Genomic DNA, 23382 nt, shown 5'->3' with positions numbered 1-23382 from the left:
AAGTTATAAAAAAAGCAGTTTTTTAGAAGATTTTACTTACCAAAAAACTGCACAATTAAATGCTATTTAAAAAGATATATTTGTTATAGTCCCTTTTCCACGAATATATTTTTCACTATTCTTAGCTTCTTTAATAGCTTTATTTACTATTGATACATATTGTGTAGTAGGTACACCCTCATATTCTAAATTTATCCCCACGTAAGGAACGCGATAGCCTTTTGCTTCGACTAATGTCCTTAGTTCTTTTAACAATTCAGATGTAATATCTTCATGTGCAAAATTTCGTGTAGCTTCTTCATCCCCTAAACTCTCTACAATTTTGTATACATCCATCGTGAGTTGACCTTTAAAAAGTGATTTCATCGTTTATCGATCCCCCTGATATTTTTTCTCTGAGTACAATCCCATCTAAAAAGCCTTGCTTGTATATATCTTGAAATAATAAGTGCTGATAATTAAGAATTGATATCTGTATCGACTCAGAAATCTCTTTAACTTCTATTTCACTTATACCTGAAAGAGTTTTGGATAATTTCTGTTTAATATCTTTAACCATTTCATTTTGGTGATTCCTAAAAACTTTATTATGATAAAGCACATCAATCCTTTCATCTATTAATAAAATAAGTGCCGATTCAAAGTTTCCGATAACGTTCAACCCCATTCATTACTTATTATGTATATTTACGTTTTAAGTATAATTTATTTTCTATTGATTGTAAAATACAATAACTGTACGATTAATTAAATGATAAAAGTGGAGTTGAAATAACATATATGAATAACTTGCAAATAGGACAGTTAATACGTTCATTACGCAAAGAAAATAATTTAAGTATGAGTGATCTTGCTCAAAAATTAGATATTTCTCAAGCATCTATTTCACGGATAGAAAGCGGCATTCAGGAAGCGAATTATACACTGTTAGGCGAGATTTGCGAGCAGTTCGGACTAACGCTTAGCTCATTCTTTTTATTACTGGAAAACAAAGTTGATACGACTATTAAGATTCCACAAGATAAATTTCTACAAAGTGAAAATATAGATGTTGAATTATTTAATATCATTAAAAATTTATCAGAGGAACAAAAAAAGGGATTATATGTACTATTACTTCCCTATATCAGATAAATTTCCATAAGAAAAACCTTAGTTTCTCGTATTCAAACGAAAACTAAGGTTTTTAAATTGCCTTTTAAATGTTTTATAAATTTATATCTCATTGTATTTAGTATTTTTTCCAGCAAACTTTCCAATTGGATATTTTTCATTATTTTTTTGAAGTTTATTATTTATTATTTTTACTAAGTCCAAATCCGTTTCATTTGCAAACAATATCGCATAAATCAAAACATCCGCTAGCTCCTCCTTCATCTTATCTAAATTCTTTTCAACTGCTTCCTCACTCGTTTTCCATTGAAATAGCTCTAATAATTCACTTGCTTCTAATGATAAGGAGAGTGCTAGATCCTTAGGATTATGGAATTGCTGCCAGTTACGTTGGTCTCGGAATTGCAAAATACTTTTACGTAGTTGTTCTAACTCACTCATACTATTCACCTGCTTTTTGATATTCTAAAAGTTTATTGCGCAACGCTTCATCACTTGAATAAATGTACAGACCCCTAATTCCACGCTTCATCAAGATATTGATTGAATTTAGGACGATTTTTTCCTTTGCTTCATTTACATTTTCTATTCCGTCCATACCTGTATATGCACCTTTATCCATATACTTACTCGTATCAATGCTGATTTCATCTTTAGCAGCGTCATATTGAACAGATGGCCCTAGCACGACACCAACATAATTTAAATCAAAGCCCTGTATTGTATAAATTGATCCAGCCTCGTGAACGGTTTCTGCTTTTTCTGCCCATGTATATTTCGTACTTGTTGTATTCCATGGCAGTTGGTATTCACCATTTGATTCTTTCACGTAGTAGGTCCCACCATCTTTTTTATGTATGTAATCAAACGTTGATACAACACGACTTAAACCGTGCTGAGTATTTTGGGATTTAATTTCATCATGCATATCCTTCAAAGATTCAAATACTTTAAATTCATAGTTTTTATCTTTAGGAAGCGGCAATAAATTTTTTCGCTTGAATTCGTTTATCCAATTGATTACGTCATCATTTGCTTGCATGCGGAATTGATTTGTTAACTGGTATTCTTCGTGAAAAGTGCTTAATTTCTTCAGCCCTTCTAGTGTTGCTGCTCCCCATAGACTCTTCAGTTTTAATACTTGATCTTGATCATAAATAATGACAACTACCTTTGCTAGCTTCAAAAACTCCTCTAAATGATTATTACCGTGGAAGCCATTATAAGTATCTGGCTTTGTTAGCAATAAATGTGCTTCATCTACGAAAATGATATCAGCCTTTTTCCCCTCTTTTTGCAACATATTAATCAGAGATGTAGGTTTTGCAAAGTTTTTCCCTTTTAAATGTTTCACTTGTTTTGCTATGTTTTTATATGTTTTAAACATTTCCTCATGGTTCACAGCTAAATAATTTTCTGTACGATATAAATTTGAAGATGCTTCTTCTACTCGTTCTTGAATCGTATTGAAAATAGAACTTAACACAACGCTTTTTCCAACGCCCGCTTCACCTTCAATAACTAATAGATTTCCATATTCACTTGTGTTTTGAGTCACTCGTTTCTCACAAAACTCAAGTACTTTATCTTTTAATTCAATTTGTTCTAAAGATAAATCTTTGAAAGGAGATAATTTAAAAATATCCTTGTTTTCAATTACATGTAACTCATTGTCGACAAGCTTTTGTTCATATAGTTTTTGCCAAAGTTCTTTAAATAGTTGTTGGTCGTAGTAAGGTTTATTGTAGTAGTTATGAGTAAAATCGTTAGCCGTCTTACTTTTATTTTGAAGCGTATATTTTTCATCACCAAGGAAATAGTTAATCAGTTTCGTCTCTAGATGAAAGGTTGCTGAACGATTAAAGTGTTCGTGCTTAATCAAATTTACTTGTTGAATATTTTTACGTGCTTTTAAATGAGCTTTCATACGATTTTTAAAATAAACCGTTTCACCAATATAAGCTTCTTTATTGCCATTCAAAACATAAATAACTGGATAATTTAAATACTGCTCTTTGTTGTTGATTTGATTGATGCTTTCTTGTATAAATGGCCATGAAAGTATTTCGATAGCTGTCATTTTTTTTCTCCTTATCACAATACTACGTATATATAATTTAACTAGTCATAATTTATGTTACTATTTTATCATAATTATCCCTTTTTACTTGTAATAGACTTCTGATCAAATGGAAGACACCCTATCCTTCATCTGCTGCTTTAAATCAGCTATTACCTTCAGTTACTAGACCCTCTATAATGGTGTTGAAATGTTTAATAACTGCAAATCGCAATGTTGGGGATACATCACCTATCACACTTTTTTATTTATGTGTAAAACCTGCAAAACACCATTTGATGGGGAAAAGTTAATTTCCGTGTTTTACGATTTGTTAATGAAAAAATGCTTAGAATTTGATGGATAAATCATTTGCTGTTTATTTCCTATAAAAAAAGATATAATACTAGTAAAGAAAGGCAAACGGAGGGATTTTTATGACAAGATTTTTAAAATCGTTAGAAGCCCTTATGAAAGACCCAGAGCGAAATCTGAATTTTTCAAAGACCGTTCAACCTAACAAAAAACTAATTAAGAAAAATAAAGCTGCCTACAACCAGGCAAAAGAAAATTTTTATTTGGCACAAGACAAATAAAAAATTAATTCCTTACCAATTCTAAATAGGTAAGGAGTTTTTTTATTTCCGAAATAATATTTCTTACTTTTAACTGCCCTCTTAATAGTTGGTTGTACTAACGTAGAAGATGTATCGAATACTGAAGGGAAAGTTGGTTCACAAGAAGTAACTTCAAAAAATTGTGGAAAAGAAGAAACTACGACTGAAAAACAAGTTGTTGAGGAAATATCTATTGAATCAAAACATCAACTGTTTAAAAGTTACAACCTAATTGAAGTTGATGGTGGTGATTTGTCTGGATATCGTGAACCTAACGTCGTCGTTGACATAGGTTTTGGGGACCGAGAGTATTGGTCCTTTACGAATGAACACGGACAAGTAGTTCGTGTCATTGCTGACGAAATCGTTTTACAGGATGATCGTACCGAACCTGGAACATATCTGGCAGATACTATGCAGATGAAGCAAAGGTTCCTGGTGTCGAAAGAGCGGACTTAGATGAAGGACATATAATTGCAGACTCTCTTGGAGGAGTATCAAATGCTTATAATATTACGCCACAAGATAGTACACTTAATCGACATGGCGATCAAGCATATATGGAAGACGCTATTCGTAAAGCCGGTGGAGCTACAAATTTTGAGGCAATTATTACATATCCAAATACGGAAACGCAGATTCCTTCTCATTACAAGTACACGTACATTTTAAAAGGGAATAAAATTGTAGATGAGTTTGATAATGGCAACCCTGATGAAATGAATAAATCTCTAGGATTAACGGAAAGTAAATCAACTAACTCAAATAAGTCAATAAGTTCTAATAAGCCTAATGCTTCGAATGGTACTGAAGAGATCGATATTTCGAGCGTTGATACAGATGGAAATGGTCAAGTAACAATTAAAGAAGCAAAAGCAGCAGGTTATAGCATGCCAATAACGAGAGATCACTGGTTATATGCCTATATGGATGATCGAGATAATGATGGGTTGGTAGGTGAATAAGCCCCTAGAGCTTTGAAGCAAAATAAATGAAAGAAGAAAGGAACAGTTCCCTCGTTTCACGATTTATAACAATTTGAGAGTAGGTGTCTGTACAAAACCAATTTTCAATATTTAAAATATAGATTGATAATAAAGTTTGATTAAAAATCCTGTGTTGATATGCAGGGTTTTTACTTATTCCACAATCGGGCCATTTAATTGAATAATTTTTTTCTTGAGAGAATTAATGGAGTTTGAGATAATTATCACATAACAAATAGGTTGTCTGTTTTTTTCAAATATCAATACTAATTACATAGAGGATGAATTAATTGACAAAATCAGATAAAAGAATAAAACGTAATATGACTTCTATAATGCTAATAGTTTATCTAGTTAGCTTTATGTTAGCAGTTTATTTTAGTGTTAACGATTATATATCTGCTTCACTTTGGATTGGAGCGGTGTTTATTATAAGTCTTTTGGTATTGTTTTACACCGCTAATAGTTACTTTAAAACACGTTTAGAAGATATAGAAGCTAAAGAAGAAAAGGAATTAAAACTTAATTTTTATGATTATTTGGTTTATTTCATCAAGGAATTAAATAGTATTTTTACTACTTTTCTAGTTACTTTAATTATAATGGCGTTTGACTTTACTAATAACCTATATATTTATATCGGTACTTCTTTATGTGTAGCACTATTACTTCTTATTTTATTTTATCTAATAGAAAAGAACTTATGTAAAGATGTTTATAAATTTAGAGAAATAATTGATTCAAAATATAATGTTGCAAATATAGTAAACATTTTAACCGGTATTTGTACTTTATTTGTATTCATTGCTGATATGCAGCAACTAAATGCTGCTCTAATTTTTTGTGTATTAGCTATAGTATATACATATTATGTTTTCTACAATTTTATTTATATTAAATATCCTCTTAAAAATAAGCATTAAAACTAGAAGGTAAATCTCTTTTAAATTTTTAAATTCTCCACAAGCGGGCGCTAATGCGAAAGAACACAGGTAGAAAATGAAACTGAAATTTAAATTTATTAGATAAGAAATTATTTTGATTAATCTTTTTCAAAATGGTTTCTTGTCATTTCCTAGTTGTGAGGCATTTTTGATCCAAGTTTTTCAAAGTAAAATCAGGGAGTTTATTCATCTCCTATAAATGCCAATTTATTACATATCCACAAATAAAGATAATTTTTCATTAGAAAAACCTTAGTTTCTGTATTAAACAGAAAACTAAGGTTTTTCTATTTCAGCTATTAAATACTTCATCTATTTACTAAATTAGAACTATTTATTTTTCATCACAGTGATGTGCTGTTCCATTTTTAAAATTAAAATGAAAATGCATTTCATAAATATGACCCCCTAATTCAAACTTTTTGCGCAATAGGAGGTCATTTGATAAATATTCAGTTCTGTTAAAACTAGGTTTCGTAAATCTTAGCATACCGTCTTTAATTTTTCAACTTCTATCAAAAGAAATAAAAGAAAAAATAAATAAAAAATACTCTTAAAAAAATAAAATCTGGCGGGTATATTGTTTAGACAAAAAGCAAAGGAGCCATCAAAATGACAGAACGAGAATTTAAACAATATCTAGAAGAGTTGAAAAATGAAATAATTACAGCTATTACTAAACAATTATCCAAACCTGAGAAACAGTTACTAACTATTAGAGAAGCGGCTGAATATTTAGGAGTATCGTATAACACCTTTCAAAAATTTAAATGTGAAGGGCTAAAAGTATTTGAAATCGATGGTACTAAACGAATCTATAAACACGAATTAGATAAATTTATAGAAAAAAATAGCTACTAGCAAACGGAGAAGTTATTATGGCAAAAATTAAAGCAATTAAATCATATAAGTTAGTATCAGGGGAAACAAGATATAAATTCAAGATTTATCTAGGAACCGCTTCTACCGGTAAACGAATTGAAACTACTCGACGTGGCTTTAAAACAATAACAGCTGCAACAAATGAATATTTACGACTTAAAATAAAATTTAAAGAAGGCTATCGCCCTGAAAAAAAGACATTTAGTGATATTTATAATGAATGGTTATCAATTTATCGAAAATCCGTTAAACCTTCGACCTATCATAAAACAAAACAACTTTTTCATGATCATATCCTGCCTTGTTTAGGTCACCTTAAAATTCAATCTATTACTTACAAACATTGCGAGAACGCAGCATTCATTTGGTATGATCAATTAAAAAAACACAAAACAGTCGAACATTATGCAGCCCAAGTATTTGAGTACGCGATTAATTTAGGCATTATTGAACGTAATCATATGAAGGCTGTAACGACGCCCCTTAAAAATCAAATACAATCCACAAAAGACTACTATAATCGTGAAGAGCTAATAGCATTTTTAGAAGCCGCTAAAAATGAAGATATTAAAAAATATGCTTACTTACGGCTACTGTGCTACACAGGTATTAGGCGCGGAGAAGCTTTTGCCTTACATTGGGGTGACATCAATTTTGATAAAAATGAAATTACTATTAATAAAGCTGTTACCTATGATGAAAATGGGAAACTATTGATTTCCACCACTAAAACATCTGATTATAGATTATTAAAGATAGATGATCGCACACTTGAAATTTTAAATGAGTGGAAAACAATTCAATCCGTTTTGCATTATAATTTAAGTACCGATAACCTTGTATTTTCTGATAAGAAAAATAATATTACTTATCCATCTAAGGCTTGGGACTGGTGCAATAATATCCAAGAAAAATATAAACTCAAAAAGATTTCACCTCATGATTTAAGACGGACACATGCTACACTGTATTATATAAGTGGTGCAACACATTACGAAATAAAAAAGCGGCTGGGTCATAGCTTTAAGGACATTACATCAGATGTTTATATTATTGAAACAGAGGAAATCAAAGCCAGTGCATTTGAGAATTTTATTAAATATATGAAATATTAGAACAAGCTTTGTTTTGGCTTGTTCTTTTTATTTTTCTAATAAACAATCGATATTTTTAAGTATCACATGGTAAATAGCTAAGGCCACATAAAACTAGGGGCTAATTCAATCGTTATTTATAATACTGTTCCATTTGACTTAATGGTAGATGAATTCCATAAGTTTTTAGTTCACTTTCTTTAAGTATGTATAAAGAATTTAAAAGCTTTTTCTTTTCATTAAATTTAGAATGATGTATTTTTCGATGACAGTTCGGACATAGAGAAACTATATTTCCTGGAACATCTAAACTATAATCAAATTCACTCTCTTTACTAATTGGAACTAAATGATGTGCTTCAACAAAATTTTGCCCAGTTACTTCTGAAATAAATGTTTCATGTGTAGGATCAACCTCACATTTATACTCTGCCTTTACTATTGCTTCTTTTGCAACAGAGGCATCTCTTGAATAAACTTTTCCACTTTTATTTTTCTTTCCTCTTTTTTCTTGAGGTACCCTAGGGGTAATTGAAGGTTCAACAACTTCAATATCTTGTTGGAACTGTACATCCTCTACTTCCTCTAGCTGTAGATAATAATCTAAAACGTCATCGACAGCTTTGTTTCTATTTATTAAAAAGAGGTTTTCATACACTTTTAACATTTTTAAAAGATCTTCCTTTAATATTTCATCATCTGGTAAATTCGCAAGATCATATTTTTTTCCTATAATATGTGAAGCCTCATAGTTTAATGCATTATCTGTACCACTACCAAGATCAATTGGACTTCTATTAAATCTTGGATCATATTTAATCGTCTCCGCTATATTATTAGCAAGTTTCATCATTTTTTGTCTAGGTTTTTTCCCCGAATACTTATTCTTAATATATGTAGTTCCTAAATTTAAAGATAAATAAACACGTTCCATCTCTTTACTAAAGAGATAAACAACATAGTAACCTTTAGTTGCTGAAACGGTTACTTCCTTATTAAAAATAGATATCCATGGTGTAAAGGTCCACCCACCTTGTCCAACCGAACCCTCAACTTTATAGTCAAATTGTTGTTTAGATAAAATAGCAGTAATTTTCTGTGGCATATCCTCACTAATATATTTTGCTTCAGCATATGTCCGATTATATTGTTTTTTAGTTACATCTAAATATGTATTTGCAATTTCCATCAATAAGCCTTTCAAAGTACCAACTCCCTATAATTACTTAGTTTAAATATACCATCTCTCAAATATACATAAGTAGATTCATTTAATTTGGTTCAAAAATATGAAAGAACTTAATACTTTTCATGTATAACATTCCAAAAGGTTTTAGATTAAATATATTTACTTATCTACAAACTCTAGTTTGTCTTTAAACGCTATAAATAATATGATAAGTATGTAAGGTACTACTCACCTTACACTCTGTCTCCGTAAGCAGTACAGAGGAGGAATTACTTTGGCGAGAAATCCCCAAATCAAAGAGTACACATTAAAAGATGGCGAAAAGCGTTTTATGTTTAAGTTTTACCTTGGTACAGATTCATTAACTGGAAAGCCTTTAACTACTACTCGACGTGGCTTTAAATCACGTAAAGAGGCGCAAGATGCTATGAATCAGTTACAGCTTGAGGTATTCAGTGGCACATATAAAAAACAACAATATGAAACGTATCAAGATATTTATAACATGTGGGTTGAGCAGTACGAAAACGGCGTTGAAGAAAGTACATTTGTAAAAACTATCGGTATTTTTAAAAATCACATATTACCTGCTATGGGTACTTATAAAGTTGACAAGATTGATATTGCAACTTGCCAAAAGCATGTAAATCAGTGGGCTAAGAAGCTAAAGCGGTTTCGCATGGTTAAGTCCTATGCTGCAAAAGTTCTCGATTATGCGATTAAACATGGCTATATTGATAAAAATCCTTTTACATTGGTTGAGATGCCTAAAAAGCGCAAGCAAATCGTTTTAGATGAGGCAGAATTTGAAAACTTTTACGAACGAGAACAATTAATAAAACTGCTTCAATGCTTTGAACAGCAAGATAATCTAATGGTTTATACAATATTTCATGTATTAAGCTATTCAGGTATGCGAAAAGGCGAGGTATTAGCACTGACGTGGAATGATATCAACTTTGAACGAAGTGAAATTCGTATTAACAAAGCGATTTCACGCGGCAAGGATTGTCAATTGTACCTAAAGACAACTAAAAATGGTGTAGTGCGAACAATTAAAATGGATGAAACGTCAATGTCTTTACTATTAAAATGGAAGTTTCAGCAAAGTAAGATTTATTTAGAAAAAGGCATTAATACATTTAATAAAAAACAACTCGTATTTAGTAATAAACATAACTGCTTCATCCAACCTGTTCAAACGCAAAAGTGGCTCCATAAAGTAATTGATAAATACAAGCTTCAGCCTATTACTACACATGGTTTACGACATACCCATTGCTCATTATTATTTGAAGCGGGTGCAAGTATTAAAGAAGTACAGGAAAGGCTAGGACATACAGATGTTAAAACGACAATGGACATTTATACGCATGTAACCAAGAAAACCAAAGCTAGCACAATTGAAAAGTTTGATGCATACATCAATTCACGCTAATTCTTTGACCCAATTTTGACCTAGTTTGACCCCAAAAATGACCCAAAACCGTTTGATATCAGTTGAAAGTTTTTGAAATAAAAAAAGCGCCAAACCCTTGATATATCAAGGAATTTGACACTTTTTGAAACTATATTGTTTCCAATGTATGGAGACGGCGGGAGTCGAACCCGCGTCCAGAAACTCCAATACTTCAGCTTCTACGCGTGTAGTTTGCCTATTTACGATTCACGTAACATTATGCCGACAAACAGGCGTCCTGTACGCTAACCTGGAAATCTCTTGCCGATGACTCAGGTGGCACCATCGACCGTATCCCACTAAAGTTGGGCCCCACGTTCTCTACATGGGCGATAGAGAGGCAGAGCGCTTACGAGCTTACGCTGCGAAAGCTAAGTTTTGTTGTTTGCCAGTTATTATATAACTGTCGTTGATGACGGAGCCGAGCCCTCCGACGCGCGACCAAAGCTTGAACCATCCCTGTCGAATCCGTAACGTCCCCGGATATAATCCGGTTATAAACCGTTCGGACAACGCTGCACAAGGCAGGTTGTAAATGAACATCGTATGAGTAGATGCTCACTGGCATGTGTTACTATTATAAAATAAATAGCTTAAAACATCAAGTAGAGACACTTTATAAGTTGGATCAGCGTTCTTATAGAAGCCTTGGAAAAGTTGAGCATCTCTACTTTTCTAACATTCTAGTTTATCGCGATTTTTTTTCCTTTGAAGAAGTCTTTCCTCTAAATTGCTTGTGCCGATTATAACGCCTGAAATAATAATTAAACTGCCGATAAATTGCTGCAGTGTAATGATTTCATGTAAAAATAAGGCCGCTCCAATGAGTGCGAATATGGTATTGAAATTCACAAAAATTGCGGATTCCGCTGCACCAATGTGTTTTATACATAAGTTATATAGTGTATGTCCGATCGAAGTGGCTAAAATAGCAGACATGAAAAATACGAGCCATATGAACGGGCTGAAGGATACAAAAGCCCCGTAGCTTCGAAGGCTTGTAGCGAATGTGAAAATTAATAAGAGTGATGAGCCTATGAGAAGCATCCAGCCTGTCATCAGCATGGGAGAGATGACTTCCGTGGCACGGCGAATTGCAATAAAGCTAAAGGCCTGCAAAAAGAATGACATAAAGACGAGAAAATCACCTAGCTGTAAATTCGTTAGCTCGGTAATGTCGTCCACCACTGCGAATAGCACGCCAACTCCACCAAGTGCAAAGCCAATTAATTTAGATTTTGTCATAACCGTGTCTTTAAATAATACGGCAATAAGTGCCGTGAAAAGTGGACTTAAGCCACTAATAATGGCTGTTTTCATGGCTGTTGTTTGAACGATGCCATATGCTAAAAAGACATGGTGACAAATGACGCCGAAAAAACAACCAATGAATATGTACTTAAATGGCATTCCTTTTACATAAAGCGGCTGCTTCGTTAGCTTTAAAATAATAAAAATCGTAATAGCTGCAAGAAAAATACGCGCCGTTTGTATCGTTAATGGATCGCCATTGGAAACAATTACTTTTAGCCATGTAACATTCATGCCCCAAAGAAACATAACGAAAACTAAAATGGAATAAACCTTTGCATTTGCCAAGTCATCACCTCCTGTTTTATTCGATCGCAAGATAAGTAGCTTCTCTATGTTCAATGGGACATCAGGCTAACACCTGCAGCAGGACCCAAATTGAAACTTCCCTCAATAAAGGAGCATTTATAATAAGTCTAGTAGACTATTCATAAGAAAGTAGGCCGCCAGGAAAGACATCGTCTTCCAAACAGCCTACCATACTTCATCCCCTTCGTTAAGCAGTTCTCACCTTTTGATACATGTATGTTCCATCTTTCATTTCATCAAGCTGTACGAGGTCACCGATTTGGACACTTTCTTGAATACGCACTGTTAGCTTGGCTGTTGAATCCTTTAGCTGTACTAGTGCCACAGTATACGGTGCCAAATGGGCATATTCTGCTGGTGCAATATGAATGACCGTAAAGCTGTACACGGTTCCCTCATCTGGGACTTCTCGTTCGTTTTTAATTTCTTGGCGGCAGGTGCTGCAATACACTTTTTTCGTTACTGACTCTACACCACAGCATTCATAAACCTTCATCTGCTACACCCTTTCTAATATGTGGACTACCGAATAAGAACCAGTGCCACCTAAATTTTGTGCAAGTGCTAATCGCGGTCGTTTTTCTAGCTGGTTTGGTGCGTGTCCGCGTAATTGTAGTACTAATTGGTAAAACTGCGCCACACCTGTTGCGCCAATAGGATGTCCTCTTGATAAAAGCCCTCCGCTTGTATTGACAGGCTTTTCTCCGTTCACGCGCGTTTTTCCTTGCTCAATAGCTAGCCAGCCTTCTAATTTCGGGAAAAAACCAAGCTCTTCAATGGCCAACATTTCTGTCATGGAGAAGCAATCGTGAATTTCCACAACATCAATATCCTCAGGACCAACCCCTGCTTTTTCATAGGCTTGCTGACCTGAAATGCGAATCGCTGGTAATGATAGTAAATCAATGGCATCCTGCATCATTGTCGGTCCTGACGCCTGTGCAGATGCTACTATTTTAATATCCGATGGCTTACGAGATAACACAACTGCTGCTGCTCCATCTGTAATCGGTGAACAATCGAATAAGCCAAGTGGATCGGTAATCATGCGTGCGTTCATTATTTCTTCGAGTGTTGCTGGTTTTTGGAATTGGGCTAATGGATTTTGCAATGCATTTTCACGGTTTTTCAACGCTAATTTTGCTAAATGGGATTTATTTGCACCTGTCTCATGGAAATAGCGGTTTGCGACTACACCAAAAAATCCTGGGAAGGTTAGACCCGCATAACGTTCGTTTGTCGTCTGATCCATTGCAGAGTTAATAAATTGCGTGACAGTGGCGGTTGGGGCATGCTTCATTTTTTCTACACCGACAACTAAAACGCTTTCATATTCGCCACTTAATATACCTAAAATACCTTGTCGTAATGCAATACCACCTGATGCACATGCACCCTCTAATTTGGCTGTAGGAATGGGTCCGAGCCCTAGGTCATTTGCTACGATCGCACCTAGAATTTCTTGATTGGCTAAGCTACCTCCCATATAGTTACCAACAAAAACCGCATCGATTTTTAAGTCTCTTGCCTCATCTAGCGCCTCTCGACTAGCAGTGAGCATTAAATCCTTCAATGAAGCATTTTCATTGTTACCGAACTTCGTCATACTTACACTATGAACATATACCGTCATTGCGTCACCTCCATATGCTGTTTTACTAGCTCACGTTTTAATATTTTCCCGTAGGAGCTTTTTGGTAGGGACTCTACTACAAAAATTTCTTTTGGCTTTTTAAAGCTCGCTAAATGTTGCTGACAAAGCTCGATTAAGGCATCCTTCTCAATTTCTCCACGGCCGTTTGGCACGACATAGGCGACAATGGATTCGCCCCATTTGTCATCTGGAATACCAATTACACATGTTTCCTTGACGAATTCATGCTTGTTCAACACTTCCTCTACTTCTCGCGGATAGATATTTACACCACCTGAAATAATGACCTCCTTTTTGCGGTCCACGATCGATAGGTAGCCATGCTCATCTAGCTTGCCTAAATCGCCTGTATGAAGCCAGCCATCACGCAATGTTTCGGCAGTCGCCTTTTCGTTATTCCAATAGCCTTGCATAATAAGCGGGCCCTTTGCCGTAATTTCGCCTATTTCTCCTACTGGACATTCATTGCCCTCAGCATCCACGATTTTCACATCAACAAATGGTCCAACTCTACCACATGAATCAAGGCGAGATGGTAAATCCTCGCGTGGCATCATAGAAATGCACATCGGTCCCTCTACTTGACCATAGGTTTCTACAAATTTTGTTCCTACTTTGTCTAGTGCCTCTTGCAACTTAGCGGCAGCGATCGGTGAGCCTGCCATATTAATCGATTTAATGGTACGAAGCTTCTGCGGGTTGAACTGATCGTGCTGAATCATAAGGTTGACCATCGTTGGGACTAGGAAAATGATTGAAATACGGTCCTGCTCTAATAAATGAACAAATTGCTCTGGCTCAAATTTATCGTAAATAACTTGTGTTAAGCCATAGAGCCATGCCACATGACTTAAAAAGTTTGCCCCGTGTGTCAGTGGTGCGACGTGACCGAGCATATCCGTATAGTCAACTTCACACGCTATTGCTAAGGATAGGGCTCCACTAACCATATTGCGATGTGATAGCATAACGCCCTTCGGATTACCTGTCGTTCCTGAAGTATACATAATGGCCATCGTATCATTTTCTTCCACTTCATTTTCATGGGACTGTCCTTTAAACTGTTTCACTACTAGCTCATACGGTTCTCCACAATAAAGAATTGGAAAGTCAATTTGTAGCGGATCAATTAATGATTTTTCACCAATCATCAGACTGATACCTGAATCCTTCACCTGATACTCATGTTCTTTCGGATGCAAGCGGTAATTAAGTGGGACTTTAATAAGACCATATAAAGAAACAGCTACATCAAGCTCTATATGCTCTAATCGATTTGACATTAAAATACCTACGCGCTCTCCTTTTTGTAAGTTAAGGCTTTTAAAATAAGCTGTTAGTGCATAGGCACGTTCCATCAAATCGGCATAGGAAATCGCACGATCTTTGAATTTAACTGCTATTTTATCTGGATACGCTCGAGCCGATTTCAGTGCTAATTGGCCAATTGTACTCATTTATCTTCCCCCTATTCATCAAAATGAAAAATTAGAACCCCAAATTGTTGATCCTTCCGTCTTTTCGGTATCGCCTCTCTTAATGGATAGAGGATGAATTCGACTGTGATAGCGATTTCATTTTCTCCTTCAAGAAAATGTCCACCAGTAAAATGTTGATCACAATCGACAAAAGATCCATGGAAATGAATATCTAAATCATTCGTCTCCATATCTATCCCAATAAACCCTAAACCAGAAATAAGTTCGACCGGAGAGGTAGTTTGCCGTTTTGGTGAATAAACAATGGTCCCTTGCTTTTCACCTCTTTGAACTTGGACATAGGTAGCCTGCTTTAGGGATCCCATGCATTGAAATTGCCCTCCCTTTACCCCAAAGTGATTGCAAACCTCTTTCATCCCAGTAAATAAATCCGTTCCTGCTTTCAATCTTCCGATAATTCTATCCGTAGGTCGGTCATACAAAGCTTGCCAACAAGAATTATCCAATACTAATCCCTCCATCTACCTTTAACACCTGAGCAGTTGCATAGCTAGCCTCCCTCGATGCAAAGTATAAGACAGCACTTGCAATATCATCAGGTGTGCCGATACGCTTAATAACCTGCTGATCTAAATTGTATGGAACCCCTGTTGTAATACCTGTTAAGGTTGCGCCTGGTGCCACGGAGTTACAAGTAATATTAAGTGGGCCAAGCTCTTTTGCTACCCATTTCGTAAGGGCAATTACCCCTCCTTTTGAGGCAGCATAAGCTGGACCTGATCGACCTGTACCATCTTCACCAGATGTAACACCACCGTTTAAACCTGAAACTGAGCTAATATTAATAATCCGACCATATTGAGCATCCTTCATATGTGGGTACACACATGCCTGGGTAAACATAAATGTTGCTTTTAAGTTCGTATCAAGATCACGCGACCATTCCTCAAAAGTCATTGTTTCAATATTTTTGCGACTACATGTCCCAGCATTGTTCACCAAAATATGAATCTCTCCATACTTTTCAACTGTGCGATTGACTGTTGCTTTCACAAACTCTGCATCACGAATATCTCCTAAGCATTCTAAATAGCTATCATGTGCTAGTTTTTCAATTGTCTTCTCACATGAATTTAAGTCAACTAAAACAACATGTACCCCTTGCTTTGAAAGCTGGACCGCAACTGCTTGTCCAATCCCACTTGCTGCTCCTGTAACAATCGCTACATCATCTTTTAATGTCATCAAAGTTTTCCCCTTTGCTATTTAATATTTAATAAATCTGGTAAAAATGTTGATAGAGAAGGTATATAGGTTACAAGTAATAAAACGATAACCGAAGCAACAATAAACGGGACCACCCCTTTGGAAATTTGAATGATATTAGCCTTTGACATACTTGCTGCAACATATAAATTCAAGCCAACAGGTGGTGTAAATAAGCCGATTGCTAAGTTAATTGTCATAAACACGCCAAATACAGCTGGGTCTACATCGAGCATTAACATAATTGGAAGTAATATCGGGACGAATATATAAAACGCAGAAATGGCATCAATAAATGCACCCGCAATTAATAAAATAATATTTACGAGTAGTAAAATAATGATTTTATTATCTGTTAAACCTAAAACCGTATTTGAAATAGTAGAGGCGATTTGCTCTGTTGTGACAATATAGGCAAAGACAGAAGCGGCACTTACGATAATCATTACAACAGCTGTTTGTAACGCCGACTCAATAAAAATACGATACATCATTTTTATGTAGCCTTTTCGATGAATGAACAGTCCGACAATTAGTCCATATACAACCGCAATAACTGCCGCTTCTGTTGGTGTGAAAAACCCTCCATAGATACCACCTAAGATAATGACAGGAATCATTAATCCTGGTAGTGCCTTTATAAATGCATCCCAACGTTCTTTTCCTGTACTTTTTTGCTTAGTTGCTTCCACAGAGTCATTAAAAATACCCTTTTGAATATCACGTTTGCGGACATACATCCCAGCAATAAATAAACCGATACCTACTAAAATACCTGGTATAACCCCTGCCATAAAAAGACGGTTAATTGTAATTGGGATTTGATCTCCTGCTACTACTGCAAAAATAATGAAGGCAATCGATGGGGGAATAATAATACCTATCGCACCCGCACTCGCCACTAATCCACCAGCAGTTTCTTTACGGTAGCCGTTTTTCACCATTGCTGGAATGAGAATACCTCCAATTGCAGCAACTGTGGCTGGACCAGACCCTGAAATAGCAGCGAAGAAAATCGCTACTAATACCGTTACAAGTACAATCCCACCTTTACGATGTCCTACTAATGTTTGTGCAAAGTCGATTAAACGCTTAGAAATTCCGATATGGTCCATAATGACACCAGCTAAAATAAAGAATGGAATCGCTAATAGCGTAAACTTTGCCACGCTCGTATACATAATATCTGTTAGTGCCTCAAAACCAGATAGTCCTTGTGATGTAAATAGGACTACCATTGAGGCTACCGCTAAGGAAGCAGCGATTGGTACCCTTAAAAATACGAGCAATATAAAGGAGCCAAAAAGTAATAATGCTATCATACGAGCTCATCCCCTTTCGCTCCATTCCCTTCATTACTCACTGCTTTATACTCTTCAACCATTGCTTGAACTGTACGAATTAAGCACAGTAATGCACCTAGTGGTAATGCCGAAGATAAAATCCACTGCGGCATCCCTAAGGCTGGTGTTGTTTGATTAATCTGCATTTGGAACAATACCATATCAATGCCGTAATAAAGTAATACTGCAAACAATACACCACTCGCTACTGATGAAATAATAACAATCGCCTTTTTTGTCAGCTTGTTCCCTTTATCGAACAATAAGGTAAAACCAAGGTGTGCGTATCTCCGCACACCTAATGCTGTACCAACAAATGTAAGCAATACTAACAAATTAACTGTGATTTCTTCTGTAAAAGAAAGGGATAAGTTGACTAAATTACGAGAAACAATGTTTACAAATGTTATAAATGTAATCGCTGCAAATGTAACGCTTAATATAATCTCTTCAAAGTAGTCTAAGAATTTCATATGTTTCCCCCTTATGGCGTAAACGCTTTCAGTAAATCTTCTCCCCAAATATCTGTGTATTTATCATAAATAGGCTGAACAGCTTTTTTAAACGCTTCCAATTCTGCATCTGTTGGGGTATAAACATTCATTCCTTTAGCTTTCAAATCTTCAATTTGTGACGCTTCTTTTTCACGTGCAATTTTCACTTGATATGCAGCTGCCTCTTTACCCAGGCGATCAAATAATTCACGGTCTGCATCACTTAAAGAATCATAGAGCTTTTTATTCATACCTAACACTAATGGATCATATGAATAGTTCCACAATGTTAAGTAATCCTGAACTTCGTCAAGCTTTGACGAAGCAATAACATCAATAGGATTTTCTTGCCCATCAATCGTTCCTTGCTGCAATGCTGTAAACACTTCTGAGAATGTCATTGTTGCAGGATCTGTTCCTAATGAACGGTATAAATCTGTGTACATGGTAATACCAGGTATACGAATCTTTAATCCATTTAAATCTTCTGGTAGCTTAATTTCACGCTTACTATTCGTTATTTGACGGAAACCATTTTCTCCATAGCCTAAAGCTTGTACACCCTTTTCAGCTAAAAGTTCTTTAAGTTTTTCTCCCCCTTCTCCATTAAACACTTTATCTACCTCAGAATGATCCTTAAGTAAAAAAGGTGCACTTGTCACACCAAAACGTTGATCTAAAATCGAATAAATAATCGTAGAGTTAAATGTTAAATCGATTGAACCCTTTGCTAAGCCTTCAACAGCCTTACCCGAATCTCCCCCAGATAATTGTTCATTTGTAAATACTTCAATTTTAATGCGACCATCTGTTTCCTTATCCATATCATCTGCCAGTTTTTTTGCTGCCTCATACCATGTTGATGAATCTGATACTGTGACAGACATTTTTAATTTATATGACTTTTCTTTATCATCAGCATCCCCGCTACTGCTACCACCACAGGCAGCTAGTATTGCTGATACAATCAAGAGCATAGCCAAGAGAAGATTTCTCCCTTTTAAAAATTTCCTCATAAAATATATCCCCCTACTCTTTTTATATTAGATTCTATAATTATTTTATAATTCCGAAAAATCTAAATATATATTCCTAGGGGATAAAAAGTTACATGATAATTGAGTGATTTTTGTCTCTAATAAATAAAAAACATACAAATAACAGCATTTTAAGTATTTCATTAAACGCTTTTTCTTTTTCGAAACAGCAAAATAGCAATCATTAATTCCAATTTATTTTCATTATTATTAATATCGATCTTTAAAAGCTTTTCTATTTTTTTCAAGCGATATTTTAATGTATTTTTATGAATATGAAGGGCATCAGCAATTTCCTGTAAGCCCCCTTTACTTTTTAGCCACATTTCTAGATTGTATATTAGTTCTTCTTCCTCTATTAAAGAGCCAATTGTTCTGCCGATGAAATGGCCAACCTTTTGTTCATCAAGATCGGACAATAGTAACTCTAATTTCAAATCCTCTTCAAATACTATTTGTCTATTTTCTATAGCAACCGTTAACGCTATATTTGCTTCATTATAGGATTCATTTAGCTCAAAGAAGGAGTGTGAGTTGCCGACACCTATAAATATATCTTCATCATAAAGCTTGATAAGTTTGCGGTTAAATGAATGAAGTGTTTGCTCTAAATGAATACGCGTTATGTTTGGGACAAGCAGTACTAATTTATCAAAGCTCCATTGAAAAATATGTAATTGAGGATGGATTATTTGAATTGCACGCAAATAATCCACCCCCTTCTCATCGATTCTCCTATTCAATTGAATTATAATAATTCGATTGTAGAGCTCTGTATCAATATTTAACATTTCTGCTCGTTGCTCTAGCAACAATTGATTTACCTGACCATTTAATAAATCTAGCAGGAAGAGCTCAAACATTTTAGTCTCTCGTTCTTTTTTACGGTGCATTAAAAAATCTTCCACAAAAAACTGTGTAATTTTCTGAACAAGCTTCCCGTATTTTTCTATTTCCACAGGTTGTCCAGTAACACCAATTACTCCGATTGATGTATCTTCAATAACTAATGGCATGACAAGACCCTCCCGCACACCCTTCAATTGAACCGACAGTTCCTTCGTCATATGCATGACTTCTTTGTTTTTCATGGCTATTAAAGCACCCTCATGAAATTGATTCATCCTCGACATGTCTGTGCTGGCAATAATAAATCCATTATGATCGATTACAACAACATTTTGATCAATCAACTCACCAAGCTCTCTTACAATTTTTGTGCCAATTATTTGCAAATCAAACATTGTGCCACCCCCCATAAAGATTAATATACTGATTATGCCGAAAATTTAGTATATTTTAGCTATTTTACTACAGTTTTCTATGCTCTTGTAGATAAAATCAACAATATGTGCGGCTTGCATGCTTGCTTCTAGATTTTCTTTATGGATACCAGATTGGATTTGCAGCAAGCAACCAGGATTGGCTGTGACAATCACTGTAGGCTGTAGCGCCTTAATCGTAGCCATTTTTGTAGTTAAAATATTATCTGCTGATGCAGGCTGCAATAAATTATATATTCCTGCTGAACCACAACATGTATTGGCATTTGACAGCTCTTTAAAGTGCACATTCGGTAGGGCCTGTAAAATCATTCTTGGCTCATTGAAGATTTTATTAACATTGCGTAAATGGCAGGAATCCTGATAGGTTACAAGAGTCTTGTTTACTTGTTGTGGCAAGGTTGCTAAATAATCAAGTAGCCCAGCTTTGACAAGCAGACTTGAAATATCAATTGTCTTCTTTGAAAATCGAACTGCTTTTTCACGATAGCGTTCATCACTATGTAAGTGCTTTTCATATTCCTTTAAGAAAGCACCACAACCACCTGCGTTATTAACAATATAGGTATAATCATCTGAATCAAATAGCTCTACATTACGAATTAAGTTTTGCTTACCACGCTTTAGTTCACCACTATGCCCATGGAGAGCCCCGCAGCAACTTTGATTATCTGGAATAACGACATCAACACCAAGCAATTGTAGCAAGGACACCGTTTTTTCATTTGTTTCCTTATAAAGTGTATCCATTAGACAGCCTGTAAAAAAGGCCACCTTCATCGAAGCTGTTTTTACCTTCTTTAATGGCTGTACCTTTTTAGCTACGGGTGGTAAAGATGCCTCCATTGTTTTTAAATGCTTTGGGAATAAATTTAAAAAGCCAATTTTCCGTACAGCTTTTTGTAGACCTGTTTTTTGATAAAGATGCACTAGACTAACTGCATGCTCCATATTTTTTTGCTTGACGAAAAGATGATTGAAAACAATTTTTCTTGTTGTTTTTTCTACGAAGGAAGATTGCTTCACTTCTTGTACGGCTTCACGGGTTTGCTCGATTAAAGCACCATACTGTACACCAGCTGGACATGCCGGCTCACATGCGCGACATCCTAAACATAAATCGAATGATTGTTCTACAGATGCATCGAAAGGTACAATCCCGTCACGTACTGCCTTCATTAAGGCAATGCGTCCACGTGGTGATTGTGCCTCATCCTGCTCCATGTGAAGATAGGTCGGACAGCTTGGCAAACAGAAGCCACATCTCATACAGTCGAGCAATAGATTTTCATCGACATGTGTCTGGAAGGATTGCTGCATTTGCTGTTGTACGTTAGTTACCACCATGTACCACCACTCTTTTCTTCGTTTCTTTAGCAAAGACTTTGCCAGGATTCATAATATGGTTAGGATCGAAAGTTTGCTTAATGTTTTTCATTACATTGATACCAATAGGACCAATTTTCCATTCTAAATAAGGTGCTTTCATTTCACCTACACCGTGCTCCCCTGTAATCGTGCCACCTAGCGACAGTGCTGCCTCAAAAATTTCCGAAAATGCCGCTTCCACACGGTGCATCTCCACTTCATCTCGCAAGTCTGTTAAACATGTAGGATGCAAATTTCCATCCCCTGCATGACCAAATGTGGCAATATTGACATTGTACTTTTCGGATATATCATTAATTCTCATCACCATTTTGGCCAGCTCTGATCGTGGTACTGTGGCATCCTCTAAAATAACTGTCGGTTTTAATTTTGCTAATGCTGATAAAGCGACACGTCTTGCTGTTTTAATTTGCTCCGCTTCCTGTGCATCTTTTGCAATTTGCGTAAAGAGAGCTCCATTTTCTTCAGCGATTCGTACCATTTCTTTGACATCTTGTTCTACTTGATGCATTTCACCATCCTGCTCAAGTAATAGCATTGCTTCTACATCTGTTGAGAGTCCAATTTTCATATATTGCTCGACGGCGCTAATTGTTTTTTTATCAAGAAATTCTAGCGTTACGGGAATGATTTTATTGGCAATAATACTAGAGACTGTTCTTGCTGCATCCTCTAAGGATTCAAAGTATGCGATGCTCGTCATTTTATATTGGGGCAACGGAATAAGCTTTAAAGTAATCGCTGTTACGACACCCAATGTTCCCTCTGCTCCAACAAATAATGATGTGAGGTCATAGCCCGCTACGTCCTTTGCTAGTTTGCCACCTGTTTCTAAAATATCCCCGTTTGGTAAAACAACTTGTAGACCTTTGACATAATCCTTTGTTACACCATATTTTAAGCCACGCAAGCCACCTGAGTTTTCACTAACATTGCCACCAATCGTAGAAATTCTCATGGAGCTTGGATCAGGAGGGTAAAATAAACCATGTGCTTCGACGAATGTACAAAGATTCTCAGATATAATGCCAGGCTGGACTGTAATCGTTAAATTTTCCTTATCGAAATTTAAAATTTGATCCATTCTATTAAATAAAATCACTACGCCCCCATCGTAAGGCACCGTTCCTGCTGCAAGATTTGTTCCAGAGCCTCGCGGAATAATTGAAATTCTATATTCATTACATACTTTAATTACCTCAGCAATTTCCTCTGCATTCCCTGGTGAAATGACAAGATCAGGTAAGCGCTGAAAATTTGCCGTTGCATCATAGGAATATACTAAAAGCTGTGCAGTTGAGTTTTTAATGTATTTTTCACCAACAATATGCGTAATTTTTTCGATTACTGTTTTATTCATAATGCTCACCTCGAATTGAGATATTTATTACTACAATTTTAATTGTTAGAATTTTCTAAACATATGTCTTGTAAGATAAAAAAGTGTAATAAATTTTAATTTTTTTGTGTTATAAGACCAAAAAAATAGAAGTTATCGGACAAATTCCAATCAA

At 35.4% G+C, this 23382-nt stretch carries 23 protein-coding genes, 1 other RNA gene and 1 pseudogene; 7 read left to right on the top strand and 18 right to left on the bottom strand.

Features of this window, described 5'->3' with window-relative positions; all coding sequences use genetic code 11:
* Nucleotides 1–66 precede the first annotated feature (66 nt).
* Nucleotides 67–366 (bottom strand): hypothetical protein, encoded by a 300-nt coding sequence (locus tag EW028_RS12995; RefSeq protein WP_096364850.1) that lies wholly within the window; start codon nucleotides 364–366, stop codon nucleotides 67–69.
* Nucleotides 350–667 (bottom strand): hypothetical protein, encoded by a 318-nt coding sequence (locus EW028_RS12990; RefSeq protein ID WP_096364848.1) that lies wholly within the window; start codon nucleotides 665–667, stop codon nucleotides 350–352. Before EW028_RS12990 ends, EW028_RS12995 begins: the two co-directional genes overlap by 17 nt.
* Before the next feature lie 122 nt (nucleotides 668–789).
* On the opposite strand from EW028_RS12990, the gene EW028_RS12985 reads away from it, so the two are divergent.
* Nucleotides 790–1134: a helix-turn-helix domain-containing protein gene (locus EW028_RS12985; RefSeq protein WP_193767378.1), complete on the top strand. Its 345-nt coding sequence runs from the start codon at nucleotides 790–792 to the stop codon at nucleotides 1132–1134.
* Nucleotides 1135–1215: 81 nt separating this feature from the next.
* On the opposite strand, the gene EW028_RS12980 is transcribed toward EW028_RS12985, so the two are convergent.
* Nucleotides 1216–1554 carry a nucleotide pyrophosphohydrolase gene (locus EW028_RS12980; protein ID WP_096364844.1) on the bottom strand — a complete coding sequence of 113 codons (339 nt, stop codon included), beginning with the start codon at nucleotides 1552–1554 and terminating at the stop codon, nucleotides 1216–1218.
* Nucleotide 1555: 1 nt separating this feature from the next.
* Nucleotides 1556–3193 carry a DUF2075 domain-containing protein gene (locus EW028_RS12975; RefSeq protein WP_131521163.1) on the bottom strand — a complete coding sequence of 546 codons (1638 nt, stop codon included), beginning with the start codon at nucleotides 3191–3193 and terminating at the stop codon, nucleotides 1556–1558.
* A 416-nt stretch (nucleotides 3194–3609) separates the two neighbouring features.
* On the opposite strand from EW028_RS12975, the gene EW028_RS25315 reads away from it, so the two are divergent.
* From EW028_RS25315 to EW028_RS12955, 5 genes and pseudogenes are all read left to right on the top strand, one after another.
* On the top strand, nucleotides 3610–3768 hold the full coding sequence (locus EW028_RS25315; RefSeq protein WP_193767377.1) for a hypothetical protein: 159 nt from the start codon (nucleotides 3610–3612) through the stop codon (nucleotides 3766–3768).
* A gap of 84 nt (nucleotides 3769–3852) precedes the next feature.
* Nucleotides 3853–4754, top strand: a pseudogene (locus tag EW028_RS12970) (DNA/RNA non-specific endonuclease).
* A gap of 311 nt (nucleotides 4755–5065) precedes the next feature.
* A complete protein-coding gene (locus EW028_RS12965) occupies nucleotides 5066–5698 on the top strand; it encodes a hypothetical protein (protein ID WP_131521162.1) in 633 nt (210 codons plus the stop codon).
* A 633-nt stretch (nucleotides 5699–6331) separates the two neighbouring features.
* Entirely contained in the window at nucleotides 6332–6580 is a 249-nt protein-coding gene (locus EW028_RS12960) for a helix-turn-helix domain-containing protein (RefSeq protein WP_096364838.1), read from the top strand.
* Between the two features lie 17 nt (nucleotides 6581–6597).
* Nucleotides 6598–7716: a tyrosine-type recombinase/integrase gene (locus tag EW028_RS12955; protein WP_131521161.1), complete on the top strand. Its 1119-nt coding sequence runs from the start codon at nucleotides 6598–6600 to the stop codon at nucleotides 7714–7716.
* A 112-nt stretch (nucleotides 7717–7828) separates the two neighbouring features.
* Here the strand turns inward: EW028_RS12955 and EW028_RS12950 are convergent, their stop codons facing one another.
* Entirely contained in the window at nucleotides 7829–8899 is a 1071-nt protein-coding gene (locus tag EW028_RS12950) for an MrcB family domain-containing protein (protein WP_131521160.1), read from the bottom strand.
* 259 nt (nucleotides 8900–9158) lie between these two features.
* Between EW028_RS12950 and EW028_RS12945 the strand changes: the two genes are divergently transcribed.
* Nucleotides 9159–10322: a site-specific integrase gene (locus tag EW028_RS12945; RefSeq protein ID WP_227744939.1), complete on the top strand. Its 1164-nt coding sequence runs from the start codon at nucleotides 9159–9161 to the stop codon at nucleotides 10320–10322.
* A gap of 146 nt (nucleotides 10323–10468) precedes the next feature.
* Here the strand turns inward: EW028_RS12945 and ssrA are convergent.
* The 13 genes from ssrA to EW028_RS12880 form a co-directional block, all read right to left on the bottom strand.
* Nucleotides 10469–10824, bottom strand: a transfer-messenger RNA (tmRNA) gene (ssrA, locus tag EW028_RS12940).
* A 194-nt stretch (nucleotides 10825–11018) separates the two neighbouring features.
* A complete protein-coding gene (locus EW028_RS12935) occupies nucleotides 11019–11942 on the bottom strand; it encodes a DMT family transporter (protein ID WP_131521159.1) in 924 nt (307 codons plus the stop codon).
* A 208-nt stretch (nucleotides 11943–12150) separates the two neighbouring features.
* Nucleotides 12151–12459: a Zn-ribbon domain-containing OB-fold protein gene (locus EW028_RS12930; RefSeq protein WP_131521158.1), complete on the bottom strand. Its 309-nt coding sequence runs from the start codon at nucleotides 12457–12459 to the stop codon at nucleotides 12151–12153.
* Between the two features lie 3 nt (nucleotides 12460–12462).
* Nucleotides 12463–13596: a thiolase C-terminal domain-containing protein gene (locus EW028_RS12925; protein ID WP_112116596.1), complete on the bottom strand. Its 1134-nt coding sequence runs from the start codon at nucleotides 13594–13596 to the stop codon at nucleotides 12463–12465.
* The gene (locus tag EW028_RS12920) at nucleotides 13593–15074 is read right to left on the bottom strand and encodes a class I adenylate-forming enzyme family protein (protein ID WP_131521157.1); all 1482 of its coding nucleotides are present in this window, start codon (nucleotides 15072–15074) and stop codon (nucleotides 13593–13595) included. The genes EW028_RS12925 and EW028_RS12920 overlap by 4 nt, the downstream gene beginning before the upstream one ends.
* 11 nt (nucleotides 15075–15085) lie before the next feature.
* Nucleotides 15086–15562, bottom strand: a complete 477-nt coding sequence (locus tag EW028_RS12915; RefSeq protein ID WP_131521156.1) for a PCC domain-containing protein — start codon at nucleotides 15560–15562, stop codon at nucleotides 15086–15088.
* On the bottom strand, nucleotides 15555–16301 hold the full coding sequence (locus EW028_RS12910) for an SDR family NAD(P)-dependent oxidoreductase (protein WP_036219397.1): 747 nt from the start codon (nucleotides 16299–16301) through the stop codon (nucleotides 15555–15557). The genes EW028_RS12915 and EW028_RS12910 overlap by 8 nt, the downstream gene beginning before the upstream one ends.
* Nucleotides 16302–16318: 17 nt before the next feature.
* Nucleotides 16319–17644, bottom strand: a complete 1326-nt coding sequence (locus EW028_RS12905; RefSeq protein ID WP_054549533.1) for a TRAP transporter large permease — start codon at nucleotides 17642–17644, stop codon at nucleotides 16319–16321.
* Entirely contained in the window at nucleotides 17641–18138 is a 498-nt protein-coding gene (locus EW028_RS12900) for a TRAP transporter small permease (RefSeq protein ID WP_131521155.1), read from the bottom strand. The genes EW028_RS12905 and EW028_RS12900 overlap by 4 nt, the downstream gene beginning before the upstream one ends.
* 11 nt (nucleotides 18139–18149) lie before the next feature.
* Nucleotides 18150–19175 (bottom strand): DctP family TRAP transporter solute-binding subunit, encoded by a 1026-nt coding sequence (locus tag EW028_RS12895; RefSeq protein ID WP_131521154.1) that lies wholly within the window; start codon nucleotides 19173–19175, stop codon nucleotides 18150–18152.
* A 164-nt stretch (nucleotides 19176–19339) separates the two neighbouring features.
* A complete protein-coding gene (locus EW028_RS12890; RefSeq protein ID WP_193767376.1) occupies nucleotides 19340–20440 on the bottom strand; it encodes a CdaR family transcriptional regulator in 1101 nt (366 codons plus the stop codon).
* 45 nt (nucleotides 20441–20485) lie between these two features.
* Complete coding sequence (locus tag EW028_RS12885; RefSeq protein ID WP_193767375.1) at nucleotides 20486–21826, bottom strand: (Fe-S)-binding protein; 1341 nt, start codon at nucleotides 21824–21826, stop codon at nucleotides 20486–20488.
* A complete protein-coding gene (locus EW028_RS12880) occupies nucleotides 21813–23228 on the bottom strand; it encodes an FAD-binding oxidoreductase (RefSeq protein WP_193767374.1) in 1416 nt (471 codons plus the stop codon). Before EW028_RS12880 ends, EW028_RS12885 begins: the two co-directional genes overlap by 14 nt.
* Between the last annotated feature and the right edge of the window lie 154 nt (nucleotides 23229–23382).

The sequence above is a fragment of the Lysinibacillus sp. OL1 genome (genome assembly GCF_004332175.1).
In the GTDB taxonomy this organism is placed as follows: Bacteria; Bacillota; Bacilli; order Bacillales_A; family Planococcaceae; genus Lysinibacillus; species Lysinibacillus capsici.
This window is presented reverse-complemented; position numbering and strand designations above follow the sequence as displayed.